The organism is Vibrio sp. VB16 (assembly GCF_015594925.2).
In the GTDB taxonomy this organism is placed as follows: Bacteria; Pseudomonadota; Gammaproteobacteria; order Enterobacterales; family Vibrionaceae; genus Vibrio.
In genome coordinates this window covers 1,672,398-1,694,518 of sequence record NZ_CP087590.1, presented here as the reverse complement: position 1 = coordinate 1,694,518, position 22,121 = coordinate 1,672,398, and the positions used below count along the sequence as shown (strand labels likewise).

The window sequence follows — 22,121 nt, the reverse complement described above, 5'->3', positions numbered from 1 at the left end:
AATAAAAAGACCACGCAGCGCGTGGTCTTTTTTATTGGTTACTTCTCGATTTTGATATTTTCAACTCGAGCTTTCAATTTTTGCCCAGGACGGAAGGTAACAACCCGCCGAGCGGAAATTGGTATGTCTTCGCCTGTTTTTGGATTTCGACCAGGTCGTTCACTTTTTTCTCTTAGGTCGAAATTCCCAAATCCGGATAGCTTGACCTGTTCGCCATTTTCAAGAGCTTTACGAATTTCTTCGAAAAACACCTCTACTGTTTCCTTGGCATCACGCTTGCTGTATCCAAGTTTCTCAAACAGGTTCTCAGCCAAATCGGCCTTTGTGAGCGCCATAAAAACTTCCCTCAAAGCTGTATTAAACATTGCTACAATTGTGTAGCGCCAAATTGGATTGTGCTATACCGACATAATTATCGGCGACATCAACAGAAGTGTAAGCCAACCTTATGATTTTCGCCAATTTTTTTCTTTTATTTATTCACTAATAACTCAAATATCAGTAGTAAAGGGAAGGTTTCAATAGGTTCCACTAAGAATATAGCCTCAACAAATGATACATAGGCAGTTTAATTCTCTACTATTTAAAATTTATCAGGATAATACTTCAATTAATTTCGTGCCTTTAAAATTTTAATTTTTTTCAATCAATTCATGATCTTGCATAGGTGTTTTAATACATTTATTGTTAATTTTGATGTCAGCTACTACTATTTTAACCAAATCACTCAAAACGTTAACAATACATATCCGACTTAAGAAACAAAGGGTGTGTACAATATGTTCGTGTAATTTAGTGACGGATCTCAAAAGATTGCAATCTCGATTATCCTCTTAGCAAATCGGTGACCTATGCAACAATGACCCATCAAGAATAATAGTAGTTTAGTAAGTGTTGGTGTTGGCCCCCTCTACTAATTACACAACATCATCATTTTTATACACATTACCTATAAGGCTTTAATTATATGTCAAGTAACAACTATTCACATGCTGATACCAACAAACTTGTTCGTGAAACAAGTGCGCTTATTTTAGCAGGAGGAAAGGGAACACGATTAAAACAATTGACTAACAATAATGCCAAGCCTGCCGTTTCATTCGGTGGCAAGTTTCGAATTATCGATTTTACTCTTTCAAACTGTATAAATTCTGGCGTTAGAAAAGTTGGTGTACTCACTCAGTACATGGCACAAGACCTAATCGACCACCTTCAAGATGGCTGGCAGATCCTTTCACCAGCAATGGGTGAAGGCGTTCGTATTATTCCTGCACAACAGAGAACTGGTAACGACTGGTACCGTGGTACAGCCGATGCTGTTTACCAGAATTTGGATCTTATTAAACGCCAAAACGCTAAGCGCGTATTGATACTTGGTGGCGACCACATTTATAAAATGGACTACTCTCGCATGCTTAATTTCCATGTGGAAAATAATGCTGCGGTCACTGTTGCATGTATTCATAAACCAATCGAAGAAGCCTCTTCTTTCGGTGTTATGGGACTCGATGCGACAGGACAAATTAATACCTTCGTTGAGAAGCCAGCTAACCCACCAGCCGACCCTAGTGACCCAACACAATCACTCGTTTCAATGGGAATCTATATCTTTGATGCAGACCTACTTGAGGATGAACTGGTTAAGGCGTTAGAAGACCCTGAATACAACCATGACTTTGGTCACAACATCATTCCAGGTCTGCTTGGCCGAGCTAAGGTATTCGGCTATATCTTTACTGAAGATGGCCACCCAGGTGACACCGCATACTGGCGCGATGTAGGTAACCTTGATGAGTATTTTGCTGCAACTATGGATCTACTTTCCCCAGACCCTGAGTTAGACCTTTACTCGCCAAATTGGCCTATCATGACCAACCAATCACAACGTCCAGGTGCTAAGTTTGTATTCAATGATGAGAATCGTCGTGGACATGCGGTCGATTCTGTTCTTTCTGCCGGTACTATTATTTCTGGTGCGGAGTTAGAACACTGCATGGTTTCAGCTAACGTTCGTGTTCACAGTTACTCACAATTAAAAGACTGTATCCTATTACCAAACTCTGATATCGGCAGAAATTGTCGATTAACGAAAGTAATCGTTGGCGAAGATTGTGTGATCCCAGACAATACAGTGATCGGCGAAAACCCAACAGAGGATGCCAAAAAGTACACGGTATCTGAAACAGGCGTGATCTTAGTTACATCCGAAATGTTCGGATAACGTTAACACCCTATATAATAAAGGGCTCTTCGGAGTCCTTTTTTTTATGTTGAAAAGTGTGTCTAACCAAAGTATATCAACACCGTTAGATAACGGTTCAGCACTATGGACAGTTATGTTTGAGCAAAAAAAAAGGCCCTATTCAAGGCCTATTTTTATATCGTTAAAACGGATTAATTAGTCGCGAAGAGCAGCACCAAATTTTTCTGATACATTGGCAACAATTGCTTCTACTGCACCTGCAATATCTGCATCTTCTAATGTACGTTCGACAGACTGGAGCGTTAGGGCGATAGCAAGACTTTTCTTGCCCTCTTCCACCCCTTTGCCTACATACACATCAAATAGACTAACATCCGTGAGGAAGTTTCCACCAGCGTCTAAACATGCATCAACAATATCGCCAGAAGCAATGTCATCAGCAACAACTAATGCTATATCACGACGGTTAGAAGGGAACTTAGATACCGCCACCGCTTCTGGAAGTACGCGGGTGTTAATTGCCGACCATTCAATTTCAAATACAATAGTACGACCATTTAGACCAAACGCACGTTCTAGTTCTGGATGCACGGTACCAATAACGCCCACTTCTTTACCATCAACAACGATTGCAGCAGCCTGTCCAGGATGAAGAGCTGGGTGTTTTGTTGAAGTAAAACTGTAAGCAGTTTCATTCGAAGTCAGTTCTAAAACGGCTTCTAGATCACCTTTTAGATCGTAAAAATCTACCGTATTGCTTTCAATGTCCCAGTGCTCTTCACCACGACTTCCTGCAATAACACCGGCAAGCATCTGCTCTTGGCGCATACCATTCTCTACCGCTTCATCTGGGATAAAACGAAGGCCTGACTCAAACAATCGCACGCGAGGTTGTTGACGTTTTTGGTTGTGAACAACCGTATTCAACAACCCTTGGATCAAACCAAGGCGCATTGCAGACATATCTGCCGATATTGGGAAAGGTAGAATAAGTGCCTCTACACCTGGAACCACGAGTTTCTGTTGCTCTGGTTCAACGAAGCTATAAGTAATCGCCTCGTGATAACCACGATCAACAAGTAAGTCACGAACACGTTTAAGCGATTGGTTCGCTTCTTTGTGAAGGTTCATGCTTAAACCAGCAACCGGAGCTTGGTTTGGAATATTGTCGTAACCGTAAATTCGGCCTACTTCTTCAATCAAATCTTGTTCAATTGCGATATCAAAACGCCATGACGGAGATTCAGCGGTCCAACCATTGTCAGTTTCAGAAACATCACAACCTAGTCGAGTAAGAATCTCAACTACATCAATTGATGGTATTTCATGGCCTAAAAGCGAATCAAGCTTTGTGCGACGAAGTAACACTGTGTTTGATTTCGGTAATGCAGATTCAGATTCAAAACCAGCAATAGGACCCGCAGCACCACCACAGATATCAATAAGTAGTTGTGTAGCACGTTCCATACAGTCCGCTTGGCGAGCATAATCAACACCACGCTCATAACGCATAGAGGCGTCAGTATGAAGACCATAGCGGCGAGCACGACCGCGAATAGCATCTGGCGAAAAGAAAGCACATTCAAGAAGTACATCTTTAGTTTCATTTGTTACGCCGGAACCTTCTCCACCAAAAACACCACCAATGGCGAGTGGTTTTTTATGGTCACAGATAATCAACGTATCGCTGTTTAACTCGGCTTCGTTGCCATCTAACAGTGTCAGTTTTTCACCCTGTTCTGCTAAACGAACCACAATACCCCCTTCGATTTGATCCAAATCGAAGGCATGCATTGGTTGACCTTGTTCTAACAATACATAGTTAGTGATATCAACAATAGGATCGATAGAGCGGATACCACATCTGCGCAATTTCTCTTGCATCCAGATTGGCGTTTCAGCTTGAACATTTACATTCTTAACGATACGACCTAGGTAACGAGGACAAGCATCAGCCGCTTTCACCTCTATTGAAATCATATCGTCAATGCTGGCGGCAACAACATCGAAAGATGGTGACTGCACTTCAGCTCTATTTAACACGCCAACTTCTCTTGCTAAACCGCGAATACTAAAGCAGTCCGCACGATTAGCTGTGAGGTCAACATCAATAGTTACATCGTCAAGATCTAAGTACTCACGGAAGTCTTTGCCAATAATGGCATCTTCAGTCAGTTCCATGATGCCATCGGATTCAACATCAATTCCAAGTTCCGAAAATGAACAAAGCATGCCATGTGATGGTTGACCACGTAGCTTTGCCTTCTTAATTTTAAAGTTACCAGGGAGAACCGCACCAACCGTAGCAACAGCGACCTTAATACCTTCTCGGCAATTTGGTGCACCACATATAATGTCTAATAATTCTTCGGCACCGACATCCACTTTTGTAACGCGAAGTTTATCTGCGTCTGGATGTTGGCCACACTCTACAACTTTACCCACTTTTACGCCGGTAAAAATGCCCGCTACTGGTAGAACGTCATCAACTTCTAGGCCAGCCATAGTGATTTGATGTGTTAGCTCGTCGGTCGTAACAGCGGGATTAACCCACTCACGTAGCCAAGATTCACTGAATTTCATTGTTCGACTGCCTCTGAATTACTTGAACTGTTTAAGGAAACGAAGATCGTTCTCGAAGAACGCTCGTAGATCATTGACGCCATAGCGAAGCATAGTCAGACGCTCTACGCCCATACCAAATGCAAAGCCCGAGTATTTCTCAGGGTCAATACCTACGCTGCGAAGTACATTGGGATGTACCATGCCGCAACCTAAAATTTCTAACCATTTACCATTTTTTCCTTTTACGTCCACTTCCGCAGAAGGCTCGGTAAATGGGAAATATGATGGGCGGAATCGAACCTCTAAATCTTCTTCAAAGAAGTTACAAAGAAAATCATTAAGAATGCCTTTAAGCTGTGCAAAGTTAACATTCTCGTCAACTAACATACCTTCTACTTGGTGGAACATTGGTGTATGCGTCTGATCATAATCGTTTCTATATACTCGACCAGGCGCGATAAAACGCAACGGTGGTTGACGTTCTTCCATGGTGCGGATCTGTACACCTGATGTATGAGTACGAAGCATCAACTTAGGATTAAAGAAGAAAGTATCGTGGTCAGTACGAGCAGGATGATCATCGGCAATATTCAGTGCATCAAAGTTATGGAAATCATCTTCAACTTCAGGACCAGACTCGACGGTAAAACCTAACTCACCAAAAAAGCTTTCAATTCGCTCTATTGTTCGAGTTACTGGGTGTAAGCCACCATTCTCAATACGACGACCTGGTAATGTCACATCGATTGTTTCTGCCGCGAGTTTTGTCTCTAATTCTGCACGTTGCAGTGCGTTTTTACGCTCTGCAATCGCTTGTTGTACGGCACCCTTCGCTTTGTTGATCTCTTGACCAGCAGTGCGACGTTCTTCAGGTGGTAGTTTACCTAGGCTTTGAAGTTGAGCCGTTAGCTCACCTTTCTTTCCTAGAAATTGAACACGCACTTCGTCAAGTGCAACTAACGAGTCAGCACTATCAATGGCTGACGTTGCGTTAGCAATGATCTCTTGTAGATGTTGCATCTTTTCCTCATCCACCTTGCGGTAGTGTCCATAATAAGGGCGTTTTGGTCTTTCAAAGTAGGTCGACTACTTTGAAAGATCAACACGCCCACATATTAAACTTAATAGCTGTACATATTAATCAAACCGAAGCTCAAAGCCAAATTGAATCTACATTAATCGACTCTTATCATTCAATTAGTTGCCAATTATTTTGTAAATAGCGATTTAGCCTCGTCTATTATGTAACTGATACCCTATATAGACGCCTTTTACACACCATAAATCATTGTATTGTCCGCACACAGTTCTTGCCCGCGTTTTTCGCCATATATACTGAGTCGTCGGCCAACTTAATCAAATCACTGACATCTTTAGTCGATTCGCATAGTGCTGCGACACCCACACTGATACTCCCTTCCCAGCAATATCCGTCATAAGGTAAACGTATTTTATTCACTTGTTCGTGAACGGTTTGTGCCAAAGCTAACCCTTGTTGTAGATCTATTTCCGGGCAAATAACAATAAACTCATCACCACCCAATCGACAGACTGAATCTTGTGGTCTAAAACTCCGCTTCAGAACAGTCGAAAGCTCGACGAGCACTGCGTCCCCAGCATCATGGCCACAGGTGTCATTGACTTGCTTAAATTTGTCCACATCGACAAGCATGCAAACTAGGGGCAGTTGTTCAGCTCGTGCTTTATCCCATTGCATACTGATCTCTCTCATTGCGAATCGGCGGTTAGGCAATTTAGTTAACGTATCAGAGTACGATAACTCTTGGAGCATTTCATTGGCTAATGATAATTCCTGAGTACGCTGCTCGACTTTATCTTCGAGAGACAAATTCAAAAGTATTAGCTCCTTATTGCGAGCTGAAACTTGTTCAAATAACGTTTTCAACGCTGTCAAAAGAGGACCAATCGCCTCATCATGTTCACGCTCTTCATTTTCGAAAGCTTGTGCAGAACTCAAACCATTTTCAATAGCAATCAATTGCCTCGCCATATTTTGGTCACTACCTAAAATATGGTAAACCAGCCATTGAACCAGAAAATCTAAAAGTTGTTTAGACAGGTCGTCACTTTCCAGTCGCAAAGATTCTGAAAACTCTTTTACATCATCAATAAATTTTTGATGAGATTGGCAGTGGCCCTCAAAATGTCCTTGAGAAATACCCACTCGTTTCATTAAGTTTTCTTCTTCATGAAAATGATAAGAAGTGTAGTCAGATAACTCTTTCAGTGCCCGCTTTGCTTCCAGAATTGAGAAATCGTTTTGTGTCGTTAATTCCCCATATTTATTGACAAGTTTTACAAGATACAGATGCTGCTCATCGACTTCCTTGATACCCGTTTCAAAATTTTTATCCCATTGAAATGACTGCATCTGGTACTCCTACCTTATGACTTCTGTTTCTTATAATACGAAATAAAAAAAAGAGAAGATATTAACAAGATATAATTTTTCACTTTATCTTCAATAATAATTAGATTTTTATTACTTCGAAAAGGAATATTTCGCAATGAGCACGCTGGTTCGGTAAGATACCATTGCATGGCGCTTTGATCTCACCACTGAGGTTACTACCTGCAAAATTTGTTTCCTATTTTAACTATACTGACCCGGCTGACTAAATAATGAAAAAAATATTCTGTGGTGCGTTGACTAAAGACAACGAAAAACAGATTCAACTTATAAGAAATACCGTCTTCACCTCCGAGCAAAATGTGGACCCTAGTATTGATTTTGATGGTCAAGATATCGTCGCCATCCATACCCTTATCTTCGTAGACAATACTCCTGTTGCAACAGGACGAATGCTTGGGGATGGACATATTGGAAGGGTTGCCGTACTTAAGACGCACAGAGGATTAGGTTTGGGTTCGCAGGTAATCGCAGCACTACAACAATACGCCATTGAAAATCAATATCCACGAATTTATTTGGGTTCTCAACTTCACGCTGAACCATTCTATACCAAATTAGGTTTTAAACCGTTTGGCGCTCAATATACCGAAGCGAATATTGAACATATCTCTATGGAGAAAGTCATCCTTCCATAAACCGTTGATCAAAAACGGAGTAGCAAACCAAATAGTCTTGTGGTAAATGTGATTTATAGACAAAAAAAAGAGACCCGAAGGTCTCTTTTTTAAAGTCTGTATAACTGTCTAATTAAAGAGCAGCTTTCGCTTTTTCTACTAAAACTGCAAATGCAGTTTTGTCGAATACAGCGATATCAGCAAGGATCTTACGATCGATCTCGATAGATGCTTTCTTAAGACCGTTAATAAAACGACTGTAAGATAGACCATTTTGACGAGAAGCAGCGTTGATACGAGCGATCCATAGTTGACGGAACTGACGCTTTTTATTGCGACGGTCGCGATATGCATATTGACCAGCTTTTGTAACTGCCTGGAAAGCTACACGATAAACACGTGAACGTGCTCCGTAATAACCTTTAGCTTGCTTTAGAACTTTCTTGTGGGATGCACGTGCTTGTACACCACGTTTTACGCGAGGCATTATGTCTCTCCTAAACTATTAATAAAACTAAAAAGAATTAAGCGTATGGCAACATACGTTTAACAGCAGCTACTTCACATTTAGGAAGTATTGCGTTAGGACGTAGTTGACGCTTGTTCTTAGTAGTACGCTTAGTCAGGATGTGACGTTTTGTAGCGTGCTTGAACTTTATACCACCAGCAGTTTTCTTAAAACGCTTGGCAGCACCTCTATTGGTTTTCATCTTCGGCATGATGAATAACTCCGCATTGTTAGTTGTTAATAAACATAGTAATTAGGGCGAATAAAATCCCGCAACATAAGCTGCGAGACTATACTACTTGCAGGCCTTTAATTACTTCTTTTTTGGGGCCAACACCATGATCATCTGACGGCCTTCTATTCTCGTTGGGAAAGATTCGACAACAGCTAATTCCTCTGTATCTACTTTCAAACGATTAAGAACGTCGACACCGATCTCTGGGTGTGCCATTTCTCGGCCACGATAGCGAATTGTTACCTTCACTTTGTTGCCTTCTTCTAGGAAACCGGTCAGGTTGCGTAGTTTTACCTGATAGTCTCCAATATCAGTCCCAGGTCGGAATTTTATTTCCTTAATCTGGATCTGCTTTTGCTTCTTCTTCTGCTCTTTTGCAGCTTTGCTCTTCTCGAAGAGGAACTTGCCATAGTCCATAACACGACAGACTGGTGGCTCGGCGTTTGGACTGATCTCTACGAGATCCATACCAGATTCTTCTGCTGTAGCTAATGCGTCAGCAAGACCTACGATACCTACTGGCTCACCATCTGCGCCAGTTAGACGTACTTCACGTACGCCACGAATTTCACCGTTTAAACGGTGTAGGTTTGGTTTGGCCACTTGCTGGCCGCGTCTTCCGCCTTTAATAGTTTATTCCTCCAGATTAAGCTTACGGGTAGAAACCTCAACTTGAAGATAGCTTATAAAGTCTTCAACTTTAATCTTACCAAGGTCTTTACCTTTACGAGTTCGTACTGCAATTTCTCCGGCTTCCATTTCTTGGTCACCACAAACAAGCAGATACGGTACACGCTTTAAAGTGTGTTCGCGGATTTTAAAGCCTATCTTCTCATTTCTCAAGTCCGCTTTTGCTCTAATTCCCGATTTTTGCAATTTATTTACAACTTCTTTAACGTAATCGGCCTGTTTGTCCGTAATATTCATAATAACGGCTTGTTCAGGTGCCAACCACGTCGGGAAAAATCCTGCGTACTCTTCAATGAGAATTCCGATAAAACGCTCTAATGAACCCAAAATCGCACGGTGAATCATTACAGGAATCAACCTTTCGTTGTTTTCGCCAACGTAAGTTGCCCCTAAACGACCAGGAAGGTTGAAATCGAGTTGTACTGTACCACATTGCCATGCACGATCTAAACAGTCATGTAATGTGAATTCGATCTTAGGACCATAAAATGCGCCCTCACCTTCTTGGATTTCATATTTAATATCAAGGTTTTCTAAAGATTCTTTGAGCGCTTCTTCTGAGCGGTCCCAAATCTCATCACTACCTACACGTTTTTCAGGGCGTGTCGAAAGCTTGACCTCAATCTCTTCAAAGCCAAATGTCTTGTATACATCATACACCATCTTGATGCATTCAGTGACTTCTTCTTGAATCTGTTCTTCTGTACAGAATACGTGGGCATCATCTTGTGTAAAGCCACGTACTCGCATTAAGCCGTGTAGCGCGCCAGATGGTTCATTTCGGTGACAAGAGCCGAACTCAGCCATACGTAAAGGCAGATCACGATAAGACTTCAAACCTTGATTGAATATTTGAACGTGCCCTGGACAGTTCATTGGTTTAATAGCATATTCACGGTTTTCAGAACTAGTGGTAAACATCGCATCCGCATATTTGTCCCAGTGACCAGAACGCTCCCATAGAACACGATCCATCATTAATGGACCTTTTACTTCTTGGTAACCGTACTCATCAAGTTTAGTTCGAACAAATACTTCTAAATCTCGGAAAATTGACCAGCCATTATGATGCCAGAATACCATTCCTGGTGCTTCTTGTTGCATGTGGAACAAGTCTAAATGCTTACCAATTTTACGATGGTCACGCTTGGCGGCTTCTTCTAAACGAGTTAAATGCGCTTTTAGCGCTTTCTTATCATGGAAAGCAGTACCATAAATACGCTGCAACATTTTATTGTCGCTATTACCTCTCCAATAAGCACCAGCCACGTTTAAAAGAGTAAAGTTTTGACAAAAGCCCATATGCGGTACATGAGGACCGCGACACATGTCGATGTATTCTTCATGGTGGTAAAGGCCTGGACGGTCGTCTTTAGCTACATTTTCGTCTAAGATCGCAATCTTATAACTTTCATCACGAGATTCGAAAGTATCACGAGCTTCTTGCCAGCTAACGTTCTTCTTAACAACCTGATATTTGGTTTTAGCCAGTTCTTTCATGCGCTTTTCTAACGCTTTAAGGTCATCTTCAGTTAGAGAATGCTCTAAATCGATATCATAATAAAAGCCACTGTCAATCGTTGGGCCAATTGCCATTTTAGCTTGTGGAAACAACTGCTTAATCGCGTGTCCAAGCAAGTGTGCACATGAATGACGTACGATTTCTAAACCATCTTTCTCATCTTTTGTCGTGATAATTTCTAAACTTGCATCGTTTTCGATAAGGTCACAAGCGTCGACACGATTGCCATCTAATCGGCCGGCGATGGTTGCTTTAGCAAGACCGGGACCAATTGAAGCGGCGATGTCCATTGTTGAAACAGGGTTGTCAAATTGACGCTGACTACCGTCAGGAAGAGTAATTACTGGCATGATATATCCTTCACAGTGGTGTTGCGTACCAAGCAACACATGCTAATTTATAATAAAGTTTGGTTTGGTGAATATCTATCAGTAATACGTATACCGGATATTCATCAAGGGGAGGGATTTTACTCGCTAAATCTAGATTTGCATAGTGTGAATATGCCGTTAATTCAACTTTTTAGCCGAATAAGCCATCGGATTGTTCTCACAGTGGATATTCCGATCAATACAGGGAGACTACTCTTAAAAATAATGGGCATAGTTTGTCCCTATGCCCAGCTTAGATTATTGGTACTACTTGGCCTTAATGTAAAGATCTTTGGAATAGATTCGACCTTCTGCATTATGCATTGGGAAGCCACCAATCGTTGGCTTTACTAACCTGGCTTGCATATAGAAATAGATAGGTGCTACCGGCATATCCTTAACGAGGATCGATTCCGCTTGATCGTAATACAGATTCCTTTCTTTTTCATTGGTCGCCATCTGAGCGTTAGAAATCGCTAGATCGTACTCATCATTTTTGTAAAAAGCGTAGTTTCGTTCATTATCGGATGTAAACAAGCTCAAAAAGGTAGAGGCTTCATTGTAGTCACCACACCACGATGCTCTTAAGATATCAAAGTCACCCGATTTCCTAGCACTCAGGTAAGACTTCCACTCTTGGTTTTCGGGCATTATCTGTGCACCTAGATTCTGATCAAGCATAGACGCAATGGCAATAGCAATGGTTTTGTGACTTTCGCTAGTGTTATATAAAAGCTTTGCTTTAATTGGGTTTTGCTCGTCAAAACCGGCCTCTTTAGCCAATAATGCACCCTGCTCTTCCCGTTCTTTCTGGCTCAATTTAGCATAATCCGGCAAGGTCGCTTTAAAGCCCGCAACATCTTTGTGCGCGAAAGTGAATGCCGGTTCATTTCCGACATTCGTAATTCCATCCGTGATCACATCACGCTTGATTGAATACGCCGCGGCCTTACGTACTTTTGGGTCATCAAATGGTTTGTGTTGCGTGTTAAAGGCATAGTAATAGGTACATAACAAAGGTGTCACACGATAGTCATCTGGATAGGTTTCTTTAATCTTTATTGCCATCTGTGCTGGCACGTCTGACGTCATATCAACTTCGCCAGTTTTATATCGATTAAGTGCAGAATTTTGATTCTCAAACGGGATATAAGTTACGTGATTCAAGACAGTGTTGCTATTATCCCAATAGTTTTCGTTTCTTTCCAATTCGATACGTTCGTTAATCACCCATTCACTGAGCTTAAACGCTCCGTTAGAGACCATGGTTTCGGGTCTAGCCCACTTATCACCATTAGATAATACTGTTTTAGCATGGAGTGGCATCATCGCAGTATGTGCGGTCATGGCGATAAAGTACGGAACCGGTTTGTCCAATTCAAATTCCAAGGTATAGGCATCTAACACTTTTACGCCCAATGATTCTACTGGCATTTTTCCTTCTATTATCGCTTTGGCATTTTTTATTTCTGTCAGTTTCAAATACCACGCGTTAGGAGAGGCAAAATTAGGATCGACGACTCGTAACAAACTAAACAAGAAATCATTTGCAGTGACAGGGTCACCATTAGACCACTGCGCATCTTTACGAAGATGAAAAGTATAAATTTGGTTTCCTTTATTTTCCCATTTTTCAGCTACACCGGGGATTACTTTGCCGTTTTCATCCTGAATAACTAGCCCTTCAAACAAGTCTCGTAGGATATGCATTTCTGGCATCCCTTCCGCTAGTAAGGGATCTAATGTTGCAGCTTCTGCATCATTGCCTCTTACCAAAACCTGTTTTTCTGCGAGTGACACACCTTCTGGCACATTGGCCGCATTCGCTTGTGCAGAAAAGACGATCGACAAAATTACGCTCGTTAGTATTGAGAGGGGTGTTTTACACTTGTTTTCCATTGGTCATCCTTGAATGTTGATACACATATTAAATAACGCATTGACTAATTGATAGTTATAGACAAACCATAATGATATTGTTTATATCTCTGCGACATGTTACGAGATGTAAATATATCAGTTTGAGTGGGGCGTCGTTTAGGGTAAAGCTCACATATTAAAAAATGGAAAGCCTAATGATACAATTAAGACAGCGTTCTGAAAGAGCAACATTCACCGTTGAACCTATTTTATATGGTCACTCCGTTCATGGTGCCCCCCTGTTATATTTCCCTGCTCAAATTGAGGTCGATCAAGCGGGCCTAATTTTCGCGGGAACTCATGGTGATGAAACGGCCTCAATCTCTGCATTATCATGTGCACTACGAACACTTGTTGGGAACCAACAAAAACACCATGTCATTTTATCCGTTAATCCCGATGGCAATCAATTAGGCACACGTTCGAATGCTAACTACGTTGATCTAAACCGAAACTTCCCAACACGGAATCAATTAATTGAAGATACCGTCTACCGTTGGAACGGCAGAGCAAAGACAAGAGATGTGATCATTAAATCCCGAAACGGTACAAATCCAGAACCGGAAACAGAGGCGCTAATAGGTTTAATTACTCAACTAAAACCTTTATTTTCTATAAGTTTTCACGAGCCTCTTGCCTGTATTGATGATCCGAGTATGTCCCACCTTGCCCATTGGTTATCAATCAGATTCAATCTTCCAGTGGTTCCAAATGTTGGTTATGAAACACCGGGGTCATTCGGAACATGGTGCAAAGAGAATGACTTACCATGTGTAACGGTTGAGTTTCCTCCCGTGTCTCCCGACGATTCAAGCGAAACATATCTTACTGCATTAACTCAATTATTGAGTTCTAGTACAACAGAGTTACTCGGCTGACTCAAACAAAGTACTCATGCCAATAGTTTAATTGGCCACCAATATCTATCGAATGTCAGTAGTTGGTCAAAACTCACTGATTAGACCATTGTCACAAAAAAATTGTATATAATTGATCTGTTTTTAGCGACTAGCAGAGAATTATGTTTTTAACTCCTTATTTTTCAGTACTTAACCAGAGATTCCAATTTACTCGACGTCAAGCGAGCCACTTTGCCAAAAAAGTAGCAGGCGATTTTAACCCGCTTCATGACGAAGACAACAAACGTTTTTGCGTACCTGGTGATCTTCTTTTTGCTGTTTTACTTAAAAAAGAAGGAATCAGCCAAAAAATGCGTTTCGATTTTTCTGGCATGGTCAATGATGGTGTTGCGCTTCAGGTCGAAAACAAATGCGAAAACGAAAGTGCGGTTGTAGATGAAAATGGTAAAGAATATCTGCATATGAATCGAGAAGGTGAAGTGAGTCACGATGCAGAGTTTATCGAACATGTCGTTAAAAATTACGTACAGTTTTCCGGAATGAACTTCCCACACATCATGGTTCCTTTGATGGAACAACAAAAAATGATGATCAACTGCCAGCGTCCTCTGGTTATCTATGAAAGTATGGAAATTGAGTTTACTCGTTTAGATCTCCATCACCCAGAAGTTGAGTTTTCAGGTGCGACGTTTGATGTTGCAGGAAAACGTGGAATCGTCACCCTCAACTTTGATTTTAAAGAAGATGGTGAACTAGTAGGAAAAGGGGTTAAGCGCATGGTCGCAAGTGGATTACGCCCATATGACCATACTGCTGTGGATGATCTAGTCTCTCGATTTATCGAATGTAAAGACGCATTTTTGTCCAAATTTGTTATCACCGCTTAAATCCAGCATATTATTAAATAAAAACCCTCTTCACTATGTGAAGGGGGTTTTTATTTAGCTAAATCCAACGCCTAACCTTATTTTTATAATCCGTATAACCCTTGCCAAATTTACTGGTTAAGTGCCTCTCTTCAGGGCCAATTTGAAACCGATTCATGTACATTACAAATACAACGCACACAGCCATACTGGAGAGATCTTGTAACCAGTACCCAAAACCAAACAAAAGCAGAAGTAAACCCAAGTACATAGGGTTTCGGGTGAGTTTATAGACACCTGTATCTACCACCGATGTCGTCTTATTTATATCGACTGGATGTACCGATGTTTTCGCTTTCTTAAATTCATAGATCCCACTGAGACCAAAATAGCCAGCCCCAACAAAACAGATAGCAAAGATTACGTTTGAAATCGGAACGCCAATAGTAAATAACGAACTTAACGAGTGAAACCAATACATAAGGCAAAGACACACTAGAAACACAAATACTGGTGGTACTTTCAGTTCTAACACTTTCATTTCTTGGTTCCCAGTTTCTTACACATTAACAAGTACCATCGTCAACCTGCTTAGTTGAACGACAATTATTGAGTACAATTTTCAGCTAAATCATTAGCAGTAGAGCCTGCACCGGATGCTTCATCTTCTCATGCTCCAATCGCTTGACCTGACTACGGCAAGAATACCCTGTGACCAAGCAACGTTTTTTGTCTAACTGCTGCATCTGTACTCCCCAGCTCAAATTGTAGATATCTTTCGACATCTGGTACTTGTCTTGTTCGTGTCCGAATGTTCCAGCCATACCGCAGCAGCCTACAGACACACTCTCTAGCACGCCGCCAAAGAATTTAAAAATTGTTTGCCACTCTTTTTCAGCGTTTGGCAATCGTGTTTTCTCAGTACAGTGTGCAAAAAGATGCCACGGTGCTTCGTTGGATGGTTCACCAACCTTTAGACTATCAAGTTGATCAATTAGGTATTCGTGGGAATTCTGTACCTGAAACTCCCCTCTTTCCTCTCCCAAAATATCGACGTACTCATCGCGATAACAAAGCACAAGCGCGGGGTCAACACCAACCAATGGAATATTCAAGTCAGAGACCATATTTAAGAAACTTGCCGCTGTTTTTGCGGTGCCCGTAAACTGTTTTAAGAACCCCTTTATATGCTGTGCTTTCCCATTAGGTTTGAACGGTAACAGAATCGGTTGTTTACCCAGTTTCTCAAGCAAAACAACAAAGTCGGCGACCACTTCCGCATCGTAAAAAGAGGTGAACGGATCTTGTACGATAAGCACATGGTTGTCTCTGTCTTCTTTAGAAAGTTGAGCTAGTTTTTGAATGTCAAAATTGACGTTATTATTATCGGCAAGTTGTTGTTTCAATGTCGGTTTCGACAACAAAGGCGCGTCAATGTACCCCACTGTTTTTGCCGTTAAACCTTGTACCCATTTCTGAGCTAGAACCGCATTTACTACCATGGGTGCTTTTGCCATTAACGGCAACATCGTTTCAATATTTGCCACGAGGTAATCTTTCGCTGGGCGTTGATAACGAGAGTAGTAGATATTTAAGAAACGAGATCTAAAACTCGGCACATCAACTTTGATTGGGCACTGAGTACCACAGGCTTTGCATGCTAGGCAGCCGTTCATCGCCTCATACACTTCATGTGAGAAATCATATTCGTGTCGTTTGTTTAGGCTATTTCTTACTCGGTCAACCATCACGCTAATTGTTGGATTCTTGCTCAACGTCTCATTTTCTAGATCAAGGATATCAACGCCTTGCTCGGTCAGTTGACGAAGCCACTCACGAACAAGCCCTGCACGGCCTTTAGGCGATTGTCTTCTGTCTGCTGTTACTTTCATAGAAGGACACATTGGTGAACTGGTATCGTAATTGAAGCAGAGCCCGTTACCATTGCATTCCATTGCTTGCTTAAAGCTATCTCTTACTGTAACGCTAATTTGACGGTCGTAAAAAGCCCGTTTAGTATCACTCACTTTCACCAGTTCAGCACTGCTGTCTAGCGGTGTGCATATCTTTCCCGGATTCATCTTGTTCATTGGGTCAAACGCTGCTTTTATGCGACGAAGTTCAATAAACAACTCCTCCCCAAAGAACTCTGGGCCATATTCTGAGCGATAACCTTTTCCATGTTCTCCCCACATCAAGCCGCCATACTTGGCAACTAAGGCGACAACACGATCAGATAACTCCTGCATCAACGTCTCTTGTAAAGGGTCACAAAGGTCAAGCGCTGGACGAACATGAAGTACGCCAGTATCGACATGACCAAACATTCCGTAATAAAGCCCTTTGCTATCTAATAGCTCACGAAACTCCGCAATAAAATCGGCAAGATGTTCTGGTGGTACACACGTGTCTTCAGTGAAAGGAACGGGTTTCGCTCTTCCTTTTATCGCCCCTAACAGACCAACGGCTTTTTTCCGCATGCCGTAGATACGACCGATACTCGCTAAGTCTTCACAGACTTGATAGCCTATCAATCCTCTCTCGTCATTTGCGAGCATCTGGTCGAGTTGTGCCGTTAAGGCCGCAACTTGTTCAACGATGACTTCTGTATCATTTCCAGCAAACTCTACAATATTGATGCCAAGCATTTCCTTGTCTGGAACATCAAGAAGCAGATCACTAACCGAATGCCAAACAATATCCTCTTTCGCTAAATTGAGCACTTTTGAATCAATGGTTTCTACAGACAAAGCGTTAGCTTCTACAAGAAACGGCGCCATTCTAAGCGCGGAATCAAAGCTATTATATTTTACGTTGACTAGGGTTCTTGTCTTAGGGATTGGGGTAAGATTTAATTTGGCCTCGGTTATAAAAGCCAATGACCCTTCAGATCCACACAGTACGCGAGTTAAATCAAACTCGCCTTGTTCACTCAACGCATTTTTTAAATCATAGCCAGTTAAGAATCGATTTAATGGTGGAAACTTATCAACTATCTGTGTTCTTTTCTCTCGACATACTTGTTCCGTTACTTGATAGGCGTTGTATGCATACTCACCTATTTCATTCCCCCCATGAGACTTATCTGTCTCATAGATTGATCCGTCTGCAAATACAGCTTGCAATGAAAGAACGTGATCAGAGGTTTTACCATACCGAAGAGAACCTTGGCCTGACGCGTCGGTATTAATCATACCGCCAAGTGTCGCTCGGTTACTGGTTGACAGTTCAGGAGAGAAAAAGAACCCATACGGGCGAACAACATCGTTAAGTTGGTCCTTTATGATGCCAGTTTGTACTCTAACCCATCCCTCTTTTTCGTTCACCTCTAGCACTTTATTCATATGCCTAGACAGGTCGACAACAATGCCTTTCGTTAACGACTGACCATTAGTCCCTGTTCCTCCACCTCGAGGAGAAAAAGTAATGCGCTCGTAATCCGAATGCTGACTTAACCTACCGATAAGGATAACGTCGGCAGTCGTTTTTGGATGCACAACCGCTTGTGGCAGTTGTTGATAAACGCTGTTATCCGTTGCAACCGCGAGACGGCTCGAGTATTGAGATTCTATATCACCAGTAAAACCTTGGGTAGCTAACTGGTCCAAGTATTTTAATACAACAGGATCAACACTGTTTTGGTTCTCTAACCGGGGTAGTGTCATTCTGGTCACTGATTTTACGTTTTTAGACATATCTGCATTGCTAGACATTGTGCTTCCTGCCCTCTACCTACACTGTATCCTACAGCTAAGGGGATGCTTAAGTGTTAAAATTATGATTTGGGTCACTTTACCTCATCTGACATTTGAACAAAACACTATTCCTAATGACCTAGTCGATATTTTTGTTCATAATCAATAACAACTAATGTGAAATCAATATAAGAATAGACACAATGAAAAAAAATAAAGTCATCACTACCGAAGATATCTTGCTTATGCTTTGCCAATCTGTTTCAGGCGTTCTGAGCACGGCGACCAATACCGACATAAAATACTCAGCTATGGTACAAAAAATAAATAAGACCTGCTTACGACCTGACTTTGGTTGTTTTGTCTTATTCGATGGTGGTTTTTCTGGTTTGGTTGTCACGAACTTTACCTCACAATCCGCATTAGAAATTTACACCAATTACATGCGCAACATGGGGATGCCAGAAGAAGAGCTCGCGATACTTCACACCTCAGATGAAGTGGGTGACGTATTAGGTGAATTGATGAACCAACTAGTTGGTGACTTTACGCATAAAATCCGTAAAGAACTAAAGACAAACATTACTCAAAACCAACCTAAAATGCTCGCAATCAATAAACAGGTTCTTATTTCTATCGATACTAACTTAGATAGACCCCAAGCTAGACGCGTAACGTTCTCAACAGAAGGCAATAACATTTTTTATTTAGAACTAGCGATGGATAAAACCGAGTTTATTCAAATGGAAGAATTTGAGTTAGAAGAGAGTTCTGACCCTGATCTCATTCTAGAACAAGAGCAAAACAAAAAGGCTAAAACGAAATCTGAAGAGGTGGAATCAAACCATTCTGCAAACGATTTATTAGATGAACTAGGGATATAGTTAGACATTATTTGTCTTTGTACTCATAACGAACCGTCGAAAGACGGTTTTTTATTACTCTTCTATATTAAAGCTCTCCTTTATCTCCGAGCCAAAAGTAGGTAAAATAGTCGACTTTTCGAAGTTAAGCACTCTATTTTAAGTAGGTTCATGGATAAGCAGAAAGCGCTAAAGAAAATTGCAAAATGCCTAGAGTTAGGTAACTCAGCCAATGTAAACGAGGCTGCACAAGCAATTAAAATGGCCCATCGCCTAATGATCAAATATGGTCTGGATAAAGACGATATTGAATTCATTAAGATGGGTAAAACCCAATCTACCCATCTGCTACCAACCAGTATTAGTTCCACTATATTAAGAGTAATTCGTGGTATCAACACCAAGTTTGGTGTGGAAGCTGTTCTCTTAAACCATAAAGGACTTAAACGAGTAGAATTTATAGGAGAAGCTGATCGCGCTATTTTTGCCGCATTTGCTTTCGACATTATCTATCGAGAAATGAACGAACACACTGGTCAGTTTAGAAATAGCTTTTCTGGTACAGGGACAAGCAACACTGAAGTTACACGTAGAGTAAACTCATTTGTATCTGGCTGGGTAGAAGGCGCTCTAGAAAAATTACCTGAGATTGCACCCGACGACGATTCAAACAACAAAATCAACAACTATATTGATCGTGAGTTCAAAAACATCGATCGTGAAACTTTTAAGCAACAACTCAGAGACGCGATGAAGAACATCACGAAAGACTACGAAGTAGGATTAAAAAAAGGTCGAAAGCTATCAGTCAACCGGCCTGTCGATGGTGCCAAAGCACCAAAAATGCTTGAGTAACCATACACATTGGGATACGTGGGATAGCAACATGATATGTTTTAGGTCAGTTTGGTTAGCTTGTTGTTTGCTCATGAGTACACTCTCATATTCCGTCACTGCTGCGATCGATGAAAATCTTATTACGACTGCGGAGTCTGGAGACAACAAAGCACAAATAGCGCTTTCAATTGCATATCAAGAAGAGAACAAATTCAAAGAAAGTCATTATTGGCTAATTAGAGCGGCGATGCAGGGAAATGGAGAAGCCGCCGTTCTTCTCGGGAATCTTTTCGAATCTATAGATAGCGAAAGTTTCCACTCGCTATCTATAGCTGAAAACTGGTATTTAGCAGGCAGCAACAATGATATTGCTGAGGCGGAGTTGGGCTATGCTCGGGTATTAGAAGCTCAGTTTAATCATAGAAAATCTAAACAACTATCATCAATAACAGCACTTGATGATCAGATAGACCAAGATATTCAACAGTCCATAATGAGCGCCGCAGAATCCACTAATCATAATAAGAACAGAATCAACAGTGATATCATCGTTACGTTTCTTATTCTGTTCAGCGCTGTTACTTATGGGTCCATAAGACGTCGAATAACGCGTAGGCAGGGCGTAAAGAGGACTCAGTTAAACAATCAGCTACATCATCAAAGCAAAAAGATCAAAACGCTTCAAAGGCATCTAACCGCAGCGCATTCTCAGCTTAAACAAAATCAAATCGAAGTAAAAAAAACCAATGTAGACCAAGGCACTATGCTTGCGTGTGCCGTGCTTGGTTACCACCCAAACCACTTACCTAATGAAAAAGAAATAAAATTAAGATACAAAAAATTAAGTCGTATTTATCACCCAGACGCTAACGGCAGCGACGAAGAAATGAAGCGATTAAACAGCGCAATAAAAGTCATTAGTACTTTTCTTAAACAACGACAACGTCATTAGGTAACAAAAAATTAACATTTAAGTTTCAGGTATGTCATAATACTGCCCAAAAATAGCATTGTACTAAATTGCCCATTCATTTGGTCGATTGGATATAATTGCACAAAGCCATTGGAGAGAATGTAATGATTAACACTGAAGGAAACTGCGATTGGTGCAACAGATATAGTATGTTGATCCGCCATGACTATGTTGATGGTAAATATCACCACTCCTGTGAAAGCTGTAATGACATGGCAAAAATCGATGTCAACCTATTCAACATTGACGAAATTGCATTAAGAAATAAAGCAGCCGTAAGTATACGAGCATAAAAAACCAGTCGTTATCCTCCAATTAAAAACCGCAAATGCGGTTTTTTTTATATCTATAATTCCCCTATAGCCCTTATTTTTTGTGTCCTCTGTCTAAAATCTGTCTGATTCGCCTATAAAATCAGCGAAAAAATCTTGCGTGCCGACTAAATTCGGACTACTGTGTATCTATACAGTATGTACAGAGAGACAGTATTATGCTTCAACTAAACATCGATAACACAACCGACACATTAGTGGCATTGAGCCCAACAACAGAGTTCAACCAACGTTCTTCTTTTTCGGATGACATATATCCTAAATTGGCAAAGCTGTCTCAAAAAAAACAGTGGATTTTATATACGGCAAACTGCCCTCGCCCAATGCAATCTGAATTGATTCAACACAATATTAATTGCACCAATGTGATTCATTTGAAGCCTTCTAATCAATATTCTGAAGAACAGATCGTTATTAAAGCTTTTGAAGCGGGAACAGCAAGTGCCGTAGTCGCAAGCTCAAATTTAAATCTACATGCACGAGCAAGGATTCTCACGGTTGCCAAGTTAAGAAACTGCGCTGTGTTTTTTTTAAATGAGCAATCAAAGCCAAGTTATTTATGTCATTAATCGTTATGCTTTAGACTCCCTCTCTAATCGCGTGTGTCGTTAATAATTGATTTGAAGCAGCGAG

At 41.1% G+C, this 22,121-nt stretch carries 20 protein-coding genes; 9 read left to right on the top strand and 11 right to left on the bottom strand.

Annotated features, from left to right (window positions below; translation table 11 throughout):
* Positions 1 to 38: 38 nt before the first annotated feature.
* Positions 39 to 335: an integration host factor subunit alpha gene (gene ihfA, locus IUZ65_RS07790; RefSeq protein ID WP_195703195.1), complete on the bottom strand. Its 297-nt coding sequence runs from the start codon at positions 333 to 335 to the stop codon at positions 39 to 41.
* A 632-nt stretch (positions 336 to 967) separates the two neighbouring features.
* Here ihfA and glgC point away from each other — a divergent pair.
* The gene (gene glgC / locus IUZ65_RS07785) at positions 968 to 2,221 is read left to right on the top strand and encodes a glucose-1-phosphate adenylyltransferase (RefSeq protein ID WP_195703194.1); all 1,254 of its coding nucleotides are present in this window, start codon (positions 968 to 970) and stop codon (positions 2,219 to 2,221) included.
* Positions 2,222 to 2,398: 177 nt separating this feature from the next.
* On the opposite strand, the gene pheT is transcribed toward glgC, so the two are convergent.
* The 3 genes from pheT to IUZ65_RS07770 form a co-directional block, all read right to left on the bottom strand.
* The gene (gene pheT / locus IUZ65_RS07780) at positions 2,399 to 4,786 is read right to left on the bottom strand and encodes a phenylalanine--tRNA ligase subunit beta (RefSeq protein ID WP_195703193.1); all 2,388 of its coding nucleotides are present in this window, start codon (positions 4,784 to 4,786) and stop codon (positions 2,399 to 2,401) included.
* 18 nt (positions 4,787 to 4,804) lie between these two features.
* Positions 4,805 to 5,788 (bottom strand): phenylalanine--tRNA ligase subunit alpha, encoded by a 984-nt coding sequence (pheS, locus tag IUZ65_RS07775; protein WP_195703192.1) that lies wholly within the window; start codon positions 5,786 to 5,788, stop codon positions 4,805 to 4,807.
* A 265-nt stretch (positions 5,789 to 6,053) separates the two neighbouring features.
* Entirely contained in the window at positions 6,054 to 7,160 is a 1,107-nt protein-coding gene (locus tag IUZ65_RS07770; protein WP_195703191.1) for a GGDEF domain-containing protein, read from the bottom strand.
* Between the two features lie 251 nt (positions 7,161 to 7,411).
* Between IUZ65_RS07770 and IUZ65_RS07765 the strand changes: the two genes are divergently transcribed.
* Positions 7,412 to 7,837 (top strand): GNAT family N-acetyltransferase, encoded by a 426-nt coding sequence (locus IUZ65_RS07765; RefSeq protein ID WP_195703190.1) that lies wholly within the window; start codon positions 7,412 to 7,414, stop codon positions 7,835 to 7,837.
* A gap of 112 nt (positions 7,838 to 7,949) precedes the next feature.
* On the opposite strand, the gene rplT is transcribed toward IUZ65_RS07765, so the two are convergent.
* From rplT to IUZ65_RS07740, 5 genes are all read right to left on the bottom strand, one after another.
* Positions 7,950 to 8,303, bottom strand: coding sequence for a 50S ribosomal protein L20 (gene rplT / locus IUZ65_RS07760; RefSeq protein ID WP_195703189.1), 354 nt, complete (start codon positions 8,301 to 8,303; stop codon positions 7,950 to 7,952).
* 37 nt (positions 8,304 to 8,340) lie between these two features.
* Complete coding sequence (gene rpmI / locus IUZ65_RS07755) at positions 8,341 to 8,535, bottom strand: 50S ribosomal protein L35 (protein ID WP_195703188.1); 195 nt, start codon at positions 8,533 to 8,535, stop codon at positions 8,341 to 8,343.
* Positions 8,536 to 8,637: 102 nt separating this feature from the next.
* Positions 8,638 to 9,162 carry a translation initiation factor IF-3 gene (gene infC / locus IUZ65_RS07750; protein ID WP_269213776.1) on the bottom strand — a complete coding sequence of 175 codons (525 nt, stop codon included), beginning with the start codon at positions 9,160 to 9,162 and terminating at the stop codon, positions 8,638 to 8,640.
* Between the two features lie 30 nt (positions 9,163 to 9,192).
* The gene (thrS, locus tag IUZ65_RS07745) at positions 9,193 to 11,121 is read right to left on the bottom strand and encodes a threonine--tRNA ligase (RefSeq protein ID WP_195703187.1); all 1,929 of its coding nucleotides are present in this window, start codon (positions 11,119 to 11,121) and stop codon (positions 9,193 to 9,195) included.
* Between the two features lie 288 nt (positions 11,122 to 11,409).
* Positions 11,410 to 13,041: a peptide ABC transporter substrate-binding protein gene (locus tag IUZ65_RS07740; protein ID WP_195703186.1), complete on the bottom strand. Its 1,632-nt coding sequence runs from the start codon at positions 13,039 to 13,041 to the stop codon at positions 11,410 to 11,412.
* Positions 13,042 to 13,220: 179 nt separating this feature from the next.
* On the opposite strand from IUZ65_RS07740, the gene mpaA reads away from it, so the two are divergent.
* Entirely contained in the window at positions 13,221 to 13,940 is a 720-nt protein-coding gene (gene mpaA / locus IUZ65_RS07735) for a murein tripeptide amidase MpaA (protein WP_195705042.1), read from the top strand.
* 143 nt (positions 13,941 to 14,083) lie between these two features.
* On the top strand, positions 14,084 to 14,809 hold the full coding sequence (locus tag IUZ65_RS07730; protein ID WP_195703185.1) for a DUF3581 domain-containing protein: 726 nt from the start codon (positions 14,084 to 14,086) through the stop codon (positions 14,807 to 14,809).
* 58 nt (positions 14,810 to 14,867) lie between these two features.
* Here the strand turns inward: IUZ65_RS07730 and IUZ65_RS07725 are convergent, their stop codons facing one another.
* Both IUZ65_RS07725 and ydiJ read right to left on the bottom strand, forming a co-directional pair.
* On the bottom strand, positions 14,868 to 15,329 hold the full coding sequence (locus tag IUZ65_RS07725; protein WP_195703184.1) for a methyltransferase family protein: 462 nt from the start codon (positions 15,327 to 15,329) through the stop codon (positions 14,868 to 14,870).
* 85 nt (positions 15,330 to 15,414) lie between these two features.
* A complete protein-coding gene (gene ydiJ, locus IUZ65_RS07720) occupies positions 15,415 to 18,453 on the bottom strand; it encodes a D-2-hydroxyglutarate dehydrogenase YdiJ (RefSeq protein WP_195705041.1) in 3,039 nt (1,012 codons plus the stop codon).
* 233 nt (positions 18,454 to 18,686) lie between these two features.
* Here ydiJ and IUZ65_RS07715 point away from each other — a divergent pair, with 233 nt between their 5' ends.
* The 5 genes from IUZ65_RS07715 (at position 18,687) to IUZ65_RS07695 (ending at position 22,057) form a co-directional block, all read left to right on the top strand.
* On the top strand, positions 18,687 to 19,367 hold the full coding sequence (locus IUZ65_RS07715) for a DUF3334 family protein (RefSeq protein WP_195703183.1): 681 nt from the start codon (positions 18,687 to 18,689) through the stop codon (positions 19,365 to 19,367).
* A 150-nt stretch (positions 19,368 to 19,517) separates the two neighbouring features.
* A complete protein-coding gene (locus IUZ65_RS07710) occupies positions 19,518 to 20,201 on the top strand; it encodes a DUF2786 domain-containing protein (protein ID WP_195703182.1) in 684 nt (227 codons plus the stop codon).
* 73 nt (positions 20,202 to 20,274) lie between these two features.
* On the top strand, positions 20,275 to 21,135 hold the full coding sequence (locus IUZ65_RS07705; RefSeq protein WP_195703181.1) for a J domain-containing protein: 861 nt from the start codon (positions 20,275 to 20,277) through the stop codon (positions 21,133 to 21,135).
* Between the two features lie 125 nt (positions 21,136 to 21,260).
* The gene (locus IUZ65_RS07700) at positions 21,261 to 21,449 is read left to right on the top strand and encodes a hypothetical protein (RefSeq protein ID WP_195703180.1); all 189 of its coding nucleotides are present in this window, start codon (positions 21,261 to 21,263) and stop codon (positions 21,447 to 21,449) included.
* 197 nt (positions 21,450 to 21,646) lie between these two features.
* Positions 21,647 to 22,057: a hypothetical protein gene (locus tag IUZ65_RS07695; protein ID WP_195703179.1), complete on the top strand. Its 411-nt coding sequence runs from the start codon at positions 21,647 to 21,649 to the stop codon at positions 22,055 to 22,057.
* Positions 22,058 to 22,121: the final 64 nt, after the last annotated feature.